Source organism: Muribaculum sp. (genome assembly GCF_029051885.1).
Taxonomy (GTDB): domain Bacteria; phylum Bacteroidota; class Bacteroidia; order Bacteroidales; family Muribaculaceae; genus Muribaculum.
The window spans coordinates 1-17427 of sequence record NZ_JAIDKI010000004.1 but is presented as its reverse complement, the minus strand read 5'-3'; the positions used below and the strand labels follow the sequence as shown (position 1 = coordinate 17427).

General features: G+C 55.3%; 14 protein-coding genes. 13 read left to right on the top strand and 1 reads right to left on the bottom strand.

Translation table 11 applies throughout. The features are described 5' to 3' along the window. Nucleotides 1-272: 272 nt before the first annotated feature. The 8 genes from dut to K2I50_RS00220 all read left to right on the top strand — a co-directional run bounded on the left by dut (nucleotide 273) and on the right by K2I50_RS00220 (nucleotide 11030). Nucleotides 273-707 carry a dUTP diphosphatase gene (gene dut / locus K2I50_RS00255; protein ID WP_301024251.1) on the top strand — a complete coding sequence of 145 codons (435 nt, stop codon included), beginning with the start codon at nucleotides 273-275 and terminating at the stop codon, nucleotides 705-707. A 29-nt stretch (nucleotides 708-736) separates the two neighbouring features. After that, nucleotides 737-2503: a tetratricopeptide repeat protein gene (locus K2I50_RS00250; RefSeq protein WP_301024248.1), complete on the top strand. Its 1767-nt coding sequence runs from the start codon at nucleotides 737-739 to the stop codon at nucleotides 2501-2503. Between the two features lie 55 nt (nucleotides 2504-2558). After that, nucleotides 2559-3416, top strand: coding sequence for a lipoprotein insertase outer membrane protein LolB1 (gene lolB1 / locus K2I50_RS00245; protein ID WP_301024247.1), 858 nt, complete (start codon nucleotides 2559-2561; stop codon nucleotides 3414-3416). A 38-nt stretch (nucleotides 3417-3454) separates the two neighbouring features. Then, nucleotides 3455-4831 carry a murein hydrolase activator EnvC family protein gene (locus tag K2I50_RS00240; RefSeq protein WP_301024246.1) on the top strand — a complete coding sequence of 459 codons (1377 nt, stop codon included), beginning with the start codon at nucleotides 3455-3457 and terminating at the stop codon, nucleotides 4829-4831. A gap of 60 nt (nucleotides 4832-4891) precedes the next feature. Then, a complete protein-coding gene (locus K2I50_RS00235) occupies nucleotides 4892-6394 on the top strand; it encodes an oligosaccharide flippase family protein (protein ID WP_301024245.1) in 1503 nt (500 codons plus the stop codon). Between the two features lie 182 nt (nucleotides 6395-6576). Then, nucleotides 6577-8367, top strand: a complete 1791-nt coding sequence (locus K2I50_RS00230; RefSeq protein ID WP_301024244.1) for an LTA synthase family protein — start codon at nucleotides 6577-6579, stop codon at nucleotides 8365-8367. Beyond that, nucleotides 8364-9086, top strand: a complete 723-nt coding sequence (locus tag K2I50_RS00225; protein WP_301024243.1) for a phosphatase PAP2 family protein — start codon at nucleotides 8364-8366, stop codon at nucleotides 9084-9086. The genes K2I50_RS00230 and K2I50_RS00225 overlap by 4 nt, the downstream gene beginning before the upstream one ends. 1356 nt (nucleotides 9087-10442) lie before the next feature. Continuing rightward, nucleotides 10443-11030 carry a hypothetical protein gene (locus K2I50_RS00220; RefSeq protein WP_301024242.1) on the top strand — a complete coding sequence of 196 codons (588 nt, stop codon included), beginning with the start codon at nucleotides 10443-10445 and terminating at the stop codon, nucleotides 11028-11030. 92 nt (nucleotides 11031-11122) lie between these two features. Here K2I50_RS00220 and K2I50_RS00215 read toward each other — a convergent pair whose 3' ends face one another. Further along, nucleotides 11123-12673: an endonuclease gene (locus tag K2I50_RS00215; protein ID WP_301024241.1), complete on the bottom strand. Its 1551-nt coding sequence runs from the start codon at nucleotides 12671-12673 to the stop codon at nucleotides 11123-11125. Between the two features lie 128 nt (nucleotides 12674-12801). Between K2I50_RS00215 and K2I50_RS00210 the strand changes: the two genes are divergently transcribed. From K2I50_RS00210 to K2I50_RS00190, 5 genes are all read left to right on the top strand, one after another. Then, entirely contained in the window at nucleotides 12802-13452 is a 651-nt protein-coding gene (locus tag K2I50_RS00210; protein WP_526022929.1) for a chromate transporter, read from the top strand. Next, a complete protein-coding gene (locus tag K2I50_RS00205) occupies nucleotides 13449-13979 on the top strand; it encodes a chromate transporter (RefSeq protein WP_301024240.1) in 531 nt (176 codons plus the stop codon). Before K2I50_RS00210 ends, K2I50_RS00205 begins: the two co-directional genes overlap by 4 nt. 29 nt (nucleotides 13980-14008) lie before the next feature. After that, nucleotides 14009-15310 carry a bifunctional folylpolyglutamate synthase/dihydrofolate synthase gene (locus K2I50_RS00200; RefSeq protein ID WP_526022928.1) on the top strand — a complete coding sequence of 434 codons (1302 nt, stop codon included), beginning with the start codon at nucleotides 14009-14011 and terminating at the stop codon, nucleotides 15308-15310. 252 nt (nucleotides 15311-15562) lie between these two features. Next, nucleotides 15563-16291 carry a lysophospholipid acyltransferase family protein gene (locus K2I50_RS00195; RefSeq protein ID WP_301024239.1) on the top strand — a complete coding sequence of 243 codons (729 nt, stop codon included), beginning with the start codon at nucleotides 15563-15565 and terminating at the stop codon, nucleotides 16289-16291. 110 nt (nucleotides 16292-16401) lie between these two features. Beyond that, entirely contained in the window at nucleotides 16402-16956 is a 555-nt protein-coding gene (locus K2I50_RS00190) for an IS1096 element passenger TnpR family protein (RefSeq protein WP_301024238.1), read from the top strand. Nucleotides 16957-17427 lie beyond the last annotated feature (471 nt).

Here is a 17427-nt window from a genome sequence, read left to right as displayed (position 1 = left end):
GCTCCCTCACTGCGCGAACACATCTGCACGACGCTTGACCGCCCCAGCGTTAACAAATATTGGGGAACGGGGTCTTAGAGGTCAGGAGCTGATGCATCCTTTTTTTGTGCCTGGCGTTAGCCCCCATGCATGCTCCGGCGGTGGATGTTTTGCATCATAGAAACATTCTAATAATTGTTGTGTTTATATAAAAAAACAGTAAGTATGTGGTAAATACGTTAAATTTCCGTATTTTCGCATAATTTTGAATTACTATAGCCAATATGAATAATATTAAAGTAAAGATAATCAACCGCTCGAGCCATGAGCTCCCCGCGTACGAAACCCCCTCATCTGCCGGTATGGACGTGCGCGCATCTCTGAAAGAGCCGGTTACACTGATGCCTATGCAGAGAGCTCTCATACCTACCGGCCTCTACATACAGCTCCCCCAGGGCTACGAATGCCAGATAAGGCCGCGCTCGGGGCTTGCTCTCAAGAAGGGCATATCGCTCGTCAACACTCCCGGCACTGTCGACGCCGACTACAGGGGCGAAATCGGTGTCATACTGATCAACCTCAGCGACGAGCCGTTTGTGGTCAACGACGGAGAACGCATATGCCAGATGGTGATTAAGGAATATACACGTGTCGACTGGGAGCCCGTCGAACGCCTCGACGAAACTGTGCGCGGCGACGGCGGATTCGGACATACCGGCCTCAATTAAACAAGCTCTGATAAACAAGCTCTTAAAAAATGCACGTAGCCCTACGTAAACATACAGCCCGATTCTTCGCCCTGATTGCCATGATGGCCGTCATGGCCACGGCCCTGTCGGCAAAAAAGCCCGACCATGCAAAGCCCTCCGAGGCCGATTGCCGCAAAGCCGACTATATATACATGGAGGCGATGAGGCAGCAGGCGCTCGGAAATGACGACGCTTCCTTTTATCTGATGCAGCGTGCTCATGAGCTAAATCCCGACGACGATGCCATAGCCTATTTCTTCGGCTACACCCTGATGGGGATTGCCGGACAGGACTCCGTCAGGTTCGAATCCGGACACCGATTGATGAAGAATTATTTCGACCGCAATCCCGCCGACTTCTACACGTCGTATACCTACGGTTTCGTCAACGAACGTATCGGAAATATTGATGAGTCGCTGCGGGTGTGGAATAAGCTCGACTCACTATATCCGGCCAAGACCGAGGTGGCGCTGCACCTCGCCAATGCCCTCTTCTTAACTCACGATTCTGCTGCCGTAAGCCGCACTATCGACGTATACAACCGCATCGAGCGCGCAAAAGGCAAGAGCATACCGCTATCTTCGCGCAAGATACAGAGCTACCTCTCCACTCAGGACACTGTCTCGGCTATAGCCGAGGTGCACTCTCTGATTGAGGCTTCGCCGGGAAGTATCGAAAACAATGTATTTGCCGGTGATGTCTTTGCACTTTTCTCCGAAAACGATTCGGCGCTCGCCTACTACAACCGTGCATGCGAGCTCGACCCGACTTCAGGACTCGCCTACTATTCGCGTGCCAATTTCTATAAAAACGCCGGCGACAGCGTGGCCTACGACCGCGAGGTGTTCCATGCCCTCAAGATGGAGAGCCTCGACCTCGATACGAAGCTCGAGATAATGACAGGCTACGTACGCGAACTATACTCCAATCCCGCTCAGCAGCCGCGCATCCAGGAGCTGTTTGCCTCGCTCCTCGAGCAGCATCCCCACGAGGTCAGTGTCCACGACCTCTACTATGCGTATCTTCTCGCCATATCCGATTATGCAGGTGCCGCCGAGCAGGTGGGATATGCCCTTGACATTGACCCCTCCGACGAGCGGAAGTGGGGTGCCCTTGTGAGCCTTTACCTCCAGACCGACGAGTTCGACAAGGCGGTCGATGCGGCGACAAGGGCTCTCGGCTATCATCCCCAAAGCGCCAACCTTACTTTCATGCGCGGAATAAGCCACGGACAGGCCAAGCAGTACGACAAGGCTATTCCCGACTTCGAGCATTCCATAGAGCTGGCCGACTCGGGCGATGTGAAGTTCGTTTCCGAAGTACTCAGTTCCGAAGGCGACATGTACTCTGCCGCCGGCGACAAGGCTCAGGCTGAGGAACATTATCGCCAGGCGATAGCTGTAGATCCCGACAATCTGCTCGCGCTCAACAACTACGCCTACCTGCTCGCCGTCGAGGGACGCGACCTCGACAAGGCCGAGCGCATGAGCAGCCGCACAATACAGGAGCGTCCCGACGATATCAATTCGCTCGACACATACGCCTGGATTCTATTCCGCCAGAAGAAATATACCGAAGCGCTCGCATATATACAGAAAGCCCTCGACCTTGCCAAGGAACCTGCCGATGAGTTGTATTCCCACGCCGGCGACATATATTTCTGGAACGGCGACCACCAGAAGGCTGTCGAGCTATGGCAGCAGGCCCTCTTGCTCGCTCCCGACAACGAGTTGCTGAAGCGCAAGGTCGCGCATAAGACTTTCTTCTTCGAGTAGTCACGCCCGGCATCGTCTGTTCCGAGCCACGGCAAAAACATCTACCGCATCACATATGAATCGATTATCATCATACATTCCGGCCGCAGCGGCCATACTGCTTTGTGCGGCCATATTTACCGGATGCCGTTCCTCAAGGAGCACACGCTCTTCGGCCGCTTATCCGTCAACCTCCGCTGAGCAGGCGCCGGTTGAGGTGTCGCCTCTGAAATCAGTCACCGACAATTACCGCGACTGGACCGATGTAAGCGTGCCCGTCACTCTGCGACTTGTGTCGCCTAAAAATATGTCAGTCAGCGCGCGTGCCCGCATGGTGCGCGGACGCTGTATCGACCTGAGCTTCCGTATGCTCGGATTCGAGGTGGCGCGCATATGGCTTACTCCCGACTCGGTGGTGGCGGCTTCGCGTCCCAAGAAGGTATATCTTGCTGAGAGCCTGTCGAAACTGACTTCCGGCCTGCCGCTCAACCTCGACAACCTGCAGGACATGCTCATGGGACGCCCCTTCATGCCCGGAGGCTCTACATTGACTCTTGCCGACTCGGCCGCAATGCGCCTCGACACCTCTTCAGGCTCGGTAAGGCTCCTCCCGCGCCGTCAGCATCCGATGGCCGACTACGGTTACGTGCTCGACCTCCCCTCGGTAGTCACGGCTCTGGCTGTTGTGGCCGGTGACCATGATATTTCCTTTACCGCATCATACTCCGGCCCCGAGCCGCTTACACCTGCCGGAAATGTAATGGACAATGTGGCTGTCGACATCGACACCCCCCGGGGTGAATATGCCGCCGAAGTGGCATGGAAGTGGGGGAGCGCCCGTTGGAACGACATGATTACTGTCGACCCGCCCGCCACCGCCGGACTGCGGCGCGTCACCTCTGCTCAGCTTATGAAGATTATCAAGGAAATGTGACCCCACGGATAGTAGTAGACTTCCCAACCTGACTCAATATGCGACGTTTTGCCATTCTCCTTATCACAGCCCTTATTATCGCAATCTCTGCATCCGATGCCGGAGGCGCAAAGCGTCGCCAGCGGCAGCAGTCGAGGGCGATAGGCACTGTAAAGAAAGAGCAGAACGACACTCGCCGCGCCATCCGGCAGACAGCCGAGCAGATTGAGGCCAACAGGCGCAGCACAGTGCGTTCGCTCAACAGGCTCGACGCCCTTAGCTCCGACATCGACATTCGCAACCGGTCGATAGCCCGCATCTCATCGCAGATCGACAGCATCGACCGTACCATCGTAGTGCTCAACGACTCTGTGGCGGCGCTCGAAGGGCGTCTCTGCACGATGCGCGAGAGCTATGCCCGCATGGTGCGACGGATTCACGACCATCAGCGCGGCTCTGCCTCGGCGCTTGCATTCATATTCTCGGCCGAGACAGTCACACAGGGCTACCGCCGCATGCGTTATCTCAAGGAGGTGTCGGCATGGCGCGAAAGGCGCAGCCGCGAGCTGTCAGCACAGGTCGATACTCTGCGCAGCCGCAAGGAGCATCTCGCGGCAGTGAAAGCTCAGCGGGCATCGTCGCTTGCCGAGCTTGACCGCGAGCGCAGTCAGCTGAAGGCATCGCAGGAGGAAACGGCACAGATTGTAGAGCAACTCAAGAAGGAAAGCACCTCTCTGCGGCGTGTACTTAAGGACAAGGAAGCTAAGGCGCGTGCCCTGGATGCCGAGCTCGACAGGCTTATCGCCGAGGAGCAGCGACGCCAGGAGGAACAGCGCCGCAAGGAGGAGGAAGCCAGGCGACGTCAGCTCGCAGCCGAGAAGCAGCGCCAGGAGAAAGCCACGGCAGGTCGCCCGTCGGAGTCGACTACACCCAAAACCTCCTCCGACACCAGGAAATCCACCCCTGCTCCTGACACAAAACAGCGCACATATGCTACCGCCGACGAGACACGCTCGCTGTCAGGCTCGTTTGAGAGCAACAAGGGGCGCCTGCTCTTCCCCGTGAGCGGACGCTACCGCATAGTACGCCCGTTCGGTCGCCAGCAGCATCCTGAGTTGCCTCATGTCGTGACCGACAATGCGGGCATCGATATCGAGACATCGCCCGGAGCATCTGCCCGCGCCGTATTCGCCGGAAAAGTGTCGGCGATATTCCGCCAGCCGGGCTACAACACCATTGTGATGGTGCGCCATGGCCGCTACCTGACGGTATATGCCGGCCTGACCGACATTACGGTGCGCAACGGCCAGGAGCTGACGCAGGGACAGGCCATCGGAAAGATTTTTGCCGACCCCGACGACGATGACCGTGCGCTGCTCCATTTTGAGCTCCGCCGCGAGAAAGAGAAGCTCAACCCCTCGCTCTGGGTAAAATAATATGTCGCCTGTCACCGTTTATCTGTAGCGGGACTCTCTGAAGTCCTGCCCCATAAGGTGATGGCATCAACCGCAACAGACAGTCAGGAAAACAGTTATCGCAGCATCCTGCGAGGTATGTCGGTATTTGGCAGTGTCCAGGTGCTTCAGATTGTCATAAACGTAGTGCGCGGTAAGTTTGTGGCCCTGCTTCTCGGCCCGGAGGGTATGGGCATATCCCAGTTGCTTGTCTCATCGACCAATACACTCAAGCAGATGGCTTCATGCGGCCTGCCTCTGTCGATTGTGCGCGAAGTTGCCGCCGCCCGTGGCAACGATGCTGACACCTCCGATGCGGCTGATGATGTCGATTCCTCCGCCGATGTTGCTGCGGTGGTCAGTGTGGCTCGCCGTGTGGTGCTCTACACCGCTCTTGGAGCCATGCTGCTATGCATAGCCTGCTCGGCGCTTCTGAGCCGCATCACATTTGACAACAGCCTGTACACATGGAGCTTCGTGGCTCTTTCGGTGATGATGCTCTTTTCGGTGCTTTCCGACGGAGAGATGTCGCTGCTTCAGGGACTCCACGAGGTGAAGAGGCTGTCGAAATCATCGCTTGTAGGCGCTCTTGTCGGACTTGTGGCCGGAGTGCCTCTCTACTGGGCGTTTGGCTACGACGGCATTGTCCCCGCCATGATTATCCTGGCTGTGGCCACATGGGCCTTCTATCGCTACAATATGCGCCGGGCCATGCCTGGCAGCGCGGTCAGTGTGCCGCGCTCCCTACGGTGGGCCATTGCCGGGCGTATGCTCTCGCTCGGAGTGGTGCTGATGGCCGGAACGGTGCTTACCACCCTCGTGGGCTACCTTGTCAACATGTGGGTGCGCGCTCTCGGCAGTGTGGGTGATGTCGGTCTGTTTCAGGCGGCCAACACCATTGCCGGGCAATATGTGGCCGTGGTGTTCACTGCCATGTCGCTCGACTATTTCCCGCGCCTGTCGGCTGCTATATCCGACAATGCCCGCATGACAGTAATCGTCAACCGCCAGTTCGACCTTGTAGGGCTGGTGATAGCCCCGCTTGCCATAGCGCTTATGCTCACCGCCCCGCTGCTGATTCGCGTGCTTACATCCGAAGAGTTTATGGCGGTGGTGCCGCTTGTGCGTTGGATGGCGCTCGGCCTGTTTCTGCGGGCTATGGCCTATCCGATGGGCTATATATCCTTTGCCAAAGGCGACAAGAAGCTATATTTCTGTCTCGAAGGTGTGTTTGGATGCAGTGTGATGCTCGTGGTCAACTGCCTATGCTACTGGGCTTGGGGACTTGTCGGACTCGGCATAGCCATGGTCATAGTCCACGCACTGGATGTAGCGGCCTACTATATCGTCAACCACCGTGTGTACGGCTATCGCATCGACAGGTCCACATTGAGGCTCATGATTTTGCTGTCGCTACCGGTGCTCCTCGCTTTCCTGGCTACGCTCCTCCCCGACATGCGGCTCGGCTATGCGTTGATGTCACTGCTCCTGCTCATCACCCTCTTCGCCTCGTTCAGGGGCATCCGCTCGCGTCTCCGTGGCTGACATCTCCGGCATATGCGCTAAATATCATTAATCTGATATAAAAATAAGTGAATAATACGCTGATATTGGCCGGAATGGTATATCTTTGCAGGCGGAAAAAGCTACTCCGGCCTGCAGGGCGGTGCATATAGTAATTTATAGTGAAGCAGCGATTATTATTATTTGTAACAATATTTGTACAGTTGACGGTCATATTCGTGATTGCCAAGTGTGCTTTTGTACTTGTTAACGCCGCGATCTACAAGGGTATCGGCCTTGGTGGTTTTGCTGCCGTGGTGTGGCATGGTCTGCCGATGGACTTATCTATGGCCGGGTATCTTACACTGCTCCCGGGGCTGTTGCTTGCGGCATCCGGCGCTGTCTCGTCCATGCGGTGGGTGAGGGCGCTTTCCATCATCCTGAAATGTGTGCTTGCGGTCGAGGCCCTGGTTATCGCGCTTGCCGTGTCGGCCGACGCGATGCTCTATCCCTACTGGGGCTTCAAGCTCGACACCACTCCGCTGTTCTACTTCATGTCGTCGCCCGAGTCGGCCATGGCGAGCGGAGGCACAGGGGGCGGACTTGCCATGACTTCTATACTCTTTGCGCTGTTTACCGCTCTGCTGCTGATGTGGACTAAGTTTGTGCCCCTTACCCAGGTAAAGGGAGCTCCGATGGAGCGCATACGCGTAGCGGCGGTGATGCTGCTATGCACAGGCGCACTCTTTCTCCCGATACGCGGAGGACTGACTGTCAGCACCATGAATCTCAGTCGCGCCTATTTCAGCAGCGACACCCGCATGAACCATGCTGCCGTCAATCCTCTCTTTTCGTTTATGTATTCAGCCTCCCATCAGGGTGGATTCGACTCGCAGTTCGACTATTTCAGTATCGACCGTGCTCAAGCCATCCTGTCCGACGGCGAGCGTGCCTGCATGGGCGACACCATTGCCGCTCCGGTGCTGTCGACATCGCGTCCCGACATATATCTTGTTATCCTCGAGAGTTTTTCCTCCCACCTGATGCCATCGCTCGGTGGCTCGCCGGTGGCCATGAAGCTCGATTCGATTGCCGCCGGAGGGATGCTGTTCACGCGCTGCTATGCGTCGAGTTTCCGCACCGACCGCGCCCTTCCGGCCATCCTCAGCGGATATCCGGGACAGCCCACCACATCGATTATGAAGTTTGTCGGGAAGACCGACCGTCTCCCTTCGCTCCCTCGCTCGCTTGATTCCGAGGGCTACAAACTGTCATACTACTATGGCGGCGACATCAACTTCACCAGCATGAACGCCTATCTTGTGTCGGCCGGATTCGACCGCATAGTCTGCGACCGCGACTTCCCTGTGGCGGAGCGCATGAGCAAGTGGGGCGCTCCCGACCACCTGGTGTTTGACCGCGCTCTGGCCGATATGCCTGCGCCCTCCGACACCGCTGCCGTGTTTACCGTCATTCAGACCTCAAGCTCCCACGAGCCGTTTGATGTTCCCTGGCAATCGGAGTTTTCCGACCCTCGGCTCAATGCGTTCGCCTATGCCGACAACGCCCTTGGCCAATGGTACGACGCCATGTCGCACACCCCGCGGTGGGACCGCTCGCTCGTAGTCATAATCCCCGACCACTATGCTGTGTGGCCCGACACTCTCGTGTCGCAGGAGAGCCGCCACCATGTGCCGATGGTCATTGCCGGAGGCGCGTTGCGCTCCGGGGCGCCCCGTGTCGATGCCATCGTGGCCCAGACCGACATTGCCGCCACCGTGCTCGGTATGCTCGGCCTTCCTGTCGGCGATTTCCCCTTCAGCCACAACGTTTTTGACCCCTCGGCTCCGCGTATGGCATTCTTCAGCGATGCCGAGCATGCCTCAGTGGCCACCTCGGGCGGAGTGGCTACGCTCAATGTTTCCTCCGGGATGCCCGAGGAGGGCGACAGCCTGGGGATTGAGACCGTAAAAGCCTATTTGCAAATCCTTTATAACGACTTACAACAGAGATGATTGAATTTCTCTCCCAGATTGACACTCAGGTATTCCTGTTTTTCAACTCGTTTCATACTCCCGCGCTTGACCAGTTCATGATGCTCCTCTCCCACAGGATGGTGTGGGTGCCTATGTATGTTATGATATTTGCCATGGTGGTGCACCGCTACGGGCTCGCCGGAGGCATTATCGTGGCTATCGGGGTGGCGCTTACCGTCACCTTGGCCGATCAGACATGTGCCTCGCTTATCCGTCCGTTGGTACACCGGTTGCGACCGTCCAATCCCGACAATCCCATTTCCGACCTCGTCCATATCGTATGGGGCTACCGCGGAGGCAGCTACGGATTTCCGTCATGTCATGCTGCCAACACATTTGCCGTAGCCACATACCTTTCCTATGTGTTCCGCCATCGCCGCCTGGCCGTGGTGTCGCTATTTGCCTGGGCTGCATTTAATTGCTACAGCCGTGTGTATCTTGGAGTGCACTATCCCGGCGATATCATCGTGGGCGCGATTATCGGGTCGATTATGGGATATATCGTACATCGTATCACCAATCTGGCCGTTATCTGGATTCTGCGTCATCCGCTCAAATCCAACCGCGACAGAGTGCATATCAGCTTTGGCTCGGGCATGCCCGAGCTCCATATGAGCAACGAGTCGCTCATATGTGCCACCGGAGTGCTTACCACCACGGTGCTCCTCTTCATCTCCCTGTTCGCATATTTCGTATAATCCACCGTTGTCCGGTCGCATCATCTCCCCCCTATAGTGGAATAGTCGCCTATTGTGATAGTCGCCGGGCTACGCCGGGCACAAGCGAGGTGAGGCCACGAATACCTATGGCTGCGAACCGCTAACGCGGCTCTTACCATAGGCTAACGTTGTAGACACCGCTAAAGCGGCTATGCGCTAACGCGGGGTTTGCCATTGCAGCTATGTGCCCTAACGCGAGGTTTGCTATTGCAGCTATGCGCTAATGCGAGGTTTGCCATTGCAGCTATGTCCGCTAACGCGAGGTTTGCCATTGCAGCTATGTCCGCTAACGCGAGGTTTGCCATTGCGGCTATGCGCTAATGCGAGGGGATTGTTGCCCATCCGGCTATATATAGATATATTTCAGTAGAGTTGTCAGCCGGCAACCGGGATAGTTGAGTTATTAGCAATACAAGGGGATAGTCGCGTTATTAACAATGTAGTGGGATAGTCGCCGGGCTACGCCGGGCACAAGCGAGGTGAGGCCACGAATACCTATGGCTGCGAACCGCTAACGCGGCTCTTACCATAGGCTAACGTTGTAGACACCGCTAACGCGGCTATGCGCTAACGCGTGGTTTGCCATTGCAGCTATGCGCGCTAACGCGTGGTTTGCCATTGCAGCTATGTCCGCTAACGCGAGGTTTACTAAAGCGGCTATGCGCTAACGCGAGGTTTGCCATTGCAGCTATGTGCCCTAACGCGAGGGGATTGTTGCCCATCCGGCTATATATAGATATATTTCAGTAGAGTTGTCAGCCGGCAACCGGGATAGTTGAGTTATTAGCAATACAAGGGGATAGTCGCGTTATTAACAATGTAGTGGGATAGTCGCCGGGCTACGCCGGGCACAAGCGAGGTGAGGCCACGAATACCTATGGCTGCGAACCGCTAACGCGGCTCTTACCATAGGCTAACGTTGTAGACACCGCTAAAGCGGCTATGCGCTAACGCGAGGTTTGTTATTGTATCACCTATATCTGTAATTCCCTCTGCGCCCACATAATATGTCTCCATATGACATATAATTTGTGTCTACATAATAAGTATCTACTCTGTATCTATATAATTTGTGTCTACATAATTTGTGTGCATATAGTTTGCGGCGGCAAACCACGCGTTAGCGCATAGCCGCTTTAGCGGTGTCTACAACGTTAGCCTATGGTAAGAGCCGCGTTAGCGGTTCGCAGCCATAGGTATTTGTGGGCATATCTCGTTTGTGCCTGGCGTAGCCCGGCGACTATCACAATAATTTTTTTGAATATTATTTGCAAATTACAATGATATGTTGTAAATTTGCGATGTCAATAAAATCTAAACCAATCTTTTTATATTATGAAAACAACACAATCTCCACGTAGAAAGACCGTGCGGGCGCGGACTCCGCGCTACAAATTCGACCCCCTGTGGCGCAGAGCCATGTTTGTCTCAGGGTGCAACGACATCGACACCGAGTGTCTGGTGCGCGACTATATCGAGCATGGCAAGGAACCCGACTTCCGCTATGTTCACCAGGAGGGATTTGCATGTGCATGGGTAATAATCCGGGCTGATATCGACCGCAGGCGCCGCCGCAACGAGCGTGCCCGCGAACGTCGTCGTGAGCTTCGCGCCAGGCAGCAGGCCGAGCGCGAGGCCGCCGAGAAGGATGCCCGCAGGGTGGCACGGCTTGAGCGTAAAGCTGTGGCTACCCGCTCTTCACGCAAAAAATCACGTGCCATGCGTGCCGCCAATGCCGTGCGCAACCGGATTGCAGGGAGAAGCATCACATCGCCACGCACTACCGTTTCAGACAATGCAAAGGCATCTACACCGTCGTGCCTGGCCGCGCCGCGCAAGGCGGAGCAGCATCTGCCTGTGAAGACACGCTTTGCCGACCGGTTTCGAGGGCCCGGATACGACTCCTCCCGGACATTGCACTGACACAGTGGGGTATATCTCTGTGACGTCAATGTCCGGGAGGACGGAATGTATGGTGTCGCGTTTATCTTGGCGCGACGTCAATTAGAGCTTGTTTATCGGAGTATTTTATAGGTGCGGCCACGCTGACGCACGATGAGGAGGCCCGATGCCGATGAGTCGACGCGGCGTCCGTCGATGGTGTAATATTCGGCGGGGAGCGACGGGTCAAACTCTACCGGTGTGTCGAAGACGTTGTCGATACCCGATGTTGCGCCTCCACGCATCTCTATGTTCTTGATTTCCCATGCTCCGCAGGTAGAGGTGGTGCTGGTGTAGCGGAATCCGATTTTGACCTTCTTTCCGGCGTAGGCCGAGAGGTCGATTATGCCTGATTCGATGAATGCCCATGAGTTGCCGGCCGGCCATGTCACGCGGTCGTTGATGGGGGTGTCTACGCCATCGCATACCACTGATACGGTAAGATAGTCGGCACACTTGCCCGGGAGGAAGTTGACAGCATGCTCAAACTGTATGTAGGCGTTGGTGGTGGCGGCGAGGTCAATCTCTTCGGTATAGAGTGTGGCGTCGCTATCATAGCGTGTGCCGCCGATGAATGAGTTGGCCACCCATCCGTACTGGGTGCTGCGGTTCCATACCTTGGACGAAGAGCCCGGAGCCTTGACGGTGGTCTCGGTCACACCATTGTCGCCCTTGGTATAGTCGGCCGCGTAGAGTATCTCCATACGGTAGTAGTGGTTGGGGTTGGCGGGATTGAGGGGTGCTGCAGGACGGTATGTGCCTCCGCCGGCCACGACTGTCTTCTCGGGGTCGAACGTACAGGCTGTGCTGTCGCCCCAGAGGTACTCGAAGAGGTTGGGGAAGTCGATGTAGGGGTTGCGGTTGCCCTGGATTTTATAGACGGCATCGTTGCGGTTGATTTCTATCTCGTCGGGCTCGTCGAGGCGGCACCATTCGGAGTAGAGGTCGGCGGCCCACTGCTTGAATGTGGGGTACTGGTTGTTGTCGAGGAACTGAAGGCCGACTTTTACCCATGTATAGTTTTGCCATGCGGAAATCATATACATGTATCCGCGCGAGAAGTCGCCCTTATATTTATCGATCGGCTCCCACACGTTTTCGCTGACATTGGTGCCTTTGCCGATTTTGGTATATCCGTCGTCGGTCGACACGTTGGCAACGCGGTCCATCACAAGATTTGATTTGGCGCTGTTGGTGCTGTTGTCAGAGGGGTAGAGGTTAAACAGGTCGTTGTATATGGTGCCTTCGGTGCCTCCCCACCACGATTTGGGGAAGGAGTGCTCGATGTTCATCTCTATATAGTTGCCCTTGGAATTGGTGGTGCCCTTTATGTCCTTTTTAGGACGCGAGCCGCGTTCGCCCACCTCGAATTTAAGGTCGCTGTAGCGGTTGAGATATGTGCCGTCGGGCAACTGGTCGGTCTCGTAGAATGCCCACCAGGTCTTGTTTGCCCCGGGGCCGTAGCCGGGAGCTTTGGGATTCTTGATTGTGTTGTATATCGCGTTTTTAAGGTCGGCTCCGCTCAGGCCTTTGAGGTTGTCGTAGTAGCCCTCGGGTATTTCGGCCATCAATGTCGACGGAAGCGCCGCGACAGCAGCCAGGGAAAGCAGGTAGATTTTCTTCATGCAGGATTATGTTGGTGAATGATTGGAAACTTGAATGCAAAAATACGTGTTTTTATGAATAAAACATGAATAAGGGATGTGAAAAAGAGATGTAAATTAGTAATTTTGCACCCTCGTAAATATAGCTTATGAGCATACAGGACAATAAACCGGAGATGGAGGAGAATTCTCCGGCCGGCGGACGGATATACGGGCCGCTTTTTTGGACGTTTCTGAAAATCGGTGCATTCACCTTTGGCGGCGGATGGGCCATGATATCCATAATCGAGCGTGAGATAGTCGACAAGCACCACTGGATACGCCGCGAGGAGTTTCTCGACCTGCTGGCTGTGTCGCAGTCGCTTCCGGGCATTCTTGCGGTAAACATTTCGGTAAGCATCGGCGACAGTCTGCGCGGGCTGAAAGGGAGTGTGGTGGCCGCTCTGGGCACTATCCTGCCGTCGTTTCTGATAATTCTGGCTATCGCCATATTCCTTACTCCCGACATCATAAAGGAGAATGAGGTGGTGAGCGCCATATTCAAGGGCATACGTCCGTGTGTGGTGGCACTGATAATTGCTCCGGTGCTCACGTCGGCTCGCTCGGCCAAGATAGGCTGGCGCACGGTGTGGATACCTGTGGCCGTGGCGCTGATGATATATTTCGGAGCCAACCCGATATGGTTTATCATACTTGGCGGATTGGGCGGCTGGCTGTGGCTGCGACGTGTCAACCGCATGCTTCACGATGCCTCCGGCCGTAACGACAACGGCGCTGAAGAGAAAGGAGGTGAGCGATGAGCGTGTATCTCAAGCTGATATGGGCTTATCTGAAGATAGGCCTGTTCGGGTTCGGTGGCGGATACGCCATGCTGGCTCTTATCGAGAGAGAGGTGGTAAACCCGGGATGGATTACCGAACAGATGTTTACCGACATCGTTGCTATATCACAGATGACCCCCGGCCCGATAGGCATCAACAGTGCCACATATATAGGCTATGTGGTGACGGGCAGTGTGTGGGGTTCGGTGGTGACCACTCTCACGGTGATGCTTCCGTCGTTTCTGCTGGTGCTCTATGCAAGCCATTTCATACACCGGCATAAGGATTCCGAGGTGATAAAAGGTATTTTCTCCGGGCTTCGTCCGGTAGTCATCGGACTTATCGCCTCGGCGGCCCTCCTGCTGATGAACCGCCAGAACTTCCCCGACAATACATTCAGCATACTCATCTGTGCGGTGTCGTTCCTGCTGGTATACTTCACGAAGATGCATCCGATATGGATAATCTGTCTGGCCGGCCTGGGCGGATTTCTGATATATTACTGATTGACTTTGCATAAAAATCTATTGACGATATGGCTATGACCTACGAGCAGGCGCTCGACTTCCTCTACACACAGTTGCCGATGTATCAGCGGCAGGGTGCTCCGGCCTATAAGCCGGGGCTTGACACTTCGCGTCGTCTGGCCGGTGCATTCGGCAATCCTCACCGGCAGTTCCGCTCGATACATGTTGGTGGCACCAACGGCAAGGGTTCGACAGCCCATACGCTTGCCGCCATACTCCAGGCGGCGGGCTACCGCACCGGACTCTATACGTCGCCCCATCTGGTCGACTTCCGCGAGCGCATACGTGTGGACGGTAAGATGATAAGCCGCGAAGGAGTGGCCGACTTTGTGGAGCGTTACCAGGCCCTCCCCGCCGAGGTGAGGGAACTGCATCCGTCGTTCTTCGAACTTACGATGGTTATGGCGTTCGACTACATGGCCCGCTGCGGAGTGGATGTGGCCGTTGTGGAGGTAGGCATGGGGGGCAGGCTCGACAGCACCAACATCATAAGTCCCGACCTCTGTGTCATCACCAACATATCGCTCGACCATACACAGTTTCTTGGCTCTACGCTGCCCGAGATTGCCGGCGAGAAGGCCGGAATCATCAAGCCCGGTGTGCCCGTGGTGGTGGGTGAGGCCGAGGGCGATGTCAGGCGTGTGTTTGCCGACAAGGCCGCGGCCGAGGGTGCTCCGATAACGTTTGCCTGCGAGTCGCCCGATTACATCTCGGCTCGGCCGGAAGAGGACTGCATAGTGTATGAGGGCACTCCGTACGGCACTCTGCGCGGACAGCTCACCGGCGACTGCCAGCCACGCAATGCCGCCACCATACTTGCCGCCACCGGGCGTCTGATTGAGGCGGGCTATCATATCGGGGCGCAGGATGTGGCCCGCGGCATGGCCCATGTGTGCGACGATACCGGTCTGGCAGGGCGCTGGATGGTAGTGGGACGACGTCCGACTGTGGTGTGCGACACGGGGCACAATGCCGGAGGATGGCAGTATCTCGCTCCGCGTCTGGCCTCTCTGCCCGGGGTGAAGCATATGGTGCTGGGTTTTGTCAGCGACAAGGATGTGAGCCATATACTTGAGATGATGCCGCGCGGCGATGTGAGGTATTATTTTACCCGTGCCTCAATCGACAGAGCCATGGATAGCACACGTGTGCTCGAAATCGCCCGCGGCGCCGGCCTCGACGGCACCGCCTTCCCCACAGTAAAGGATGCGGTGGATGCTGCTTTGGCTCAGGCTCAGGAGAATGACACCGTGTTTGTCGGCGGCTCGACCTTCGTGGTGGCCGACTTTCTCGCCGCCTTTCCCGGCTGACCCTATGCCACCAACCTCACGATAGGGCTCTTTATGGAATATAGAGTCGTAAAACCGGGATATGTGTAATAGATACGTAATGGATTTTATGAATTGCTTATAAAATATTAGACCCCGTTCCCCAATATTTGTTAACGCTGGGGTCTAAAAAGCTCATAACTTAAATAAGATATGTCGATTAGTTGCGGGGGCGGTAAAAAAATAGGCGGACACTTGCATTTTCAGCTATAGCGCACTAAATTTGCAACCGTGATGATGATACTTTACCGCATATACCAGATTGTGATAATGGCCCCGGTGCTTCTTGTGGCCACTATCCTTACCGCGTTGCTGTCGATATTCAGCGTAGTGGTTGGCCTTGGGCGGTGGGGCGGATACTTTTTCCCCCACTGGTGGGCCCGTCTGTTCTGTGTGATGACACTGGTGAGAGTCAAGGTGGTGGGTCGCGAGAATGTAAAGGGCGGCACATCCTACGTGTTTGTAGCCAACCATCAGGGCGCCTATGATATCTTTTCGATATATGGCTATCTCAACTACCAGTTCCGCTGGATGATGAAGAAATCTCTTGAGAAGATACCTCTGGTAGGGTATTCGTGTAAGGTGACCGGTCATATCATGGTCGACAACTCTTCGCCGTCGGCCACGCGCCGCACTATGGAGCTTGCCGAGCGTCAGCTGCGCGGCGGTATGTCGCTGGTGGTGTTTCCCGAGGGAGCCCGTACGTGGAACGGGCATATGCGTCCGTTTAAGCGCGGAGCGTATATGCTGGCTATGGAGTTTGGCCTTCCGGTAGTGCCGATTTCGATTGACGGTGCCTTTGACGTGATGCCGCGTTTCAAGAAGATACCGCGCTGGGGCACGATAACCCTTACAATCCACAAGCCTATCGAGCCGTCGCATGACGGACGTCACAATCTTGTCGAGCTGATGGCCGAAAGCGAGCGTGCTATCAAGGAGTCGCTTCCCGAGCGTTTCCGCTGACAAGGGGCAGGGCTTGCGGTCTATAGCATCACCAGGCACAAGAGTATTTTACGAATAATCCGCTCATAATTTACCCGTTAATTACTGACTGAATCAAAAATTACCTTCCAATGATATTTAACTTCAGAATAGTGTCAGACGAAGTCGATGACTTCCGACGCGAAATCAACATTGACGCCGATGCTACGTTTCTTGATTTCAAGAATGCAATCTGCGACAGTGTGAAATATGACAAGAACCAGATGTGCTCGTTCTTCCTGTGTGATGACAACTGGGAGAAGGGCAAGGAGATTACACTCGAGGATATGGATGCCGATTCCGACCAGGAGGTGTATCTGATGGACGAGACTGTGCTCAGCGACTATATCGACGATGGCCAGCGCCTGATTTTTGTCTTTGACTATATGACCGACCGCTGTTTCTTTATCGAGATGAAGAAGAGCATCGCGGGCGAGAATCTGAAGGATCCTATCTGTGTGGCTTCGCGCGGTGCGGCTCCCGCTCAGATTATGGATTTCGATGAGTTTGAGACGAAGGCGTCTGTTAATACGGTGTCGTCGGCGGGCGATGATTTCGATGAGGAATTTTATGGCTCGAGCGAGTATAACGATGATGAGTTTGATGCCGCAGGATTTGACGAGATGACTTTTGACGAAAATATGTAGGCTTTTTATTTTTTTAAGTCTATAAAAATCCGCATGCAATCCTATTGATGGGTCGTATGCGGATTTTTTTGTAGGGATGTGCTGTGGGGAGGTGTTTCGTGTAGGATTTTGGTGTGTGTTTGGGTGTTTAGTCGCCGGGCTACGCCAGGCACAAGCGGGATGTGGGCACGGAGACCTATGGTTGCGCACCGCTAACGCGGCGCTTACCATAGGCTAACGTTGTAGACACCGCTAAAGCGGCTATGCGCTAACGCGTTGGGTTGCCGGTGTAAGGCATGCTTGAAACGGGTGGGATTGGGATGTGGGGGTATTTGGTGTGTGTGGGTGTGTGGATTTGGATGTGTGTTTGGGTGTTTAGTCGCCGGGCTACGCCAGGCACAAGCGGGATGTGGCTACGGAGACCTATGGTTGCGCACCGCTAACGCGGCGCTTACCATAGGCTAACGTTGTAGACACCGCTAAAGCGGCTAT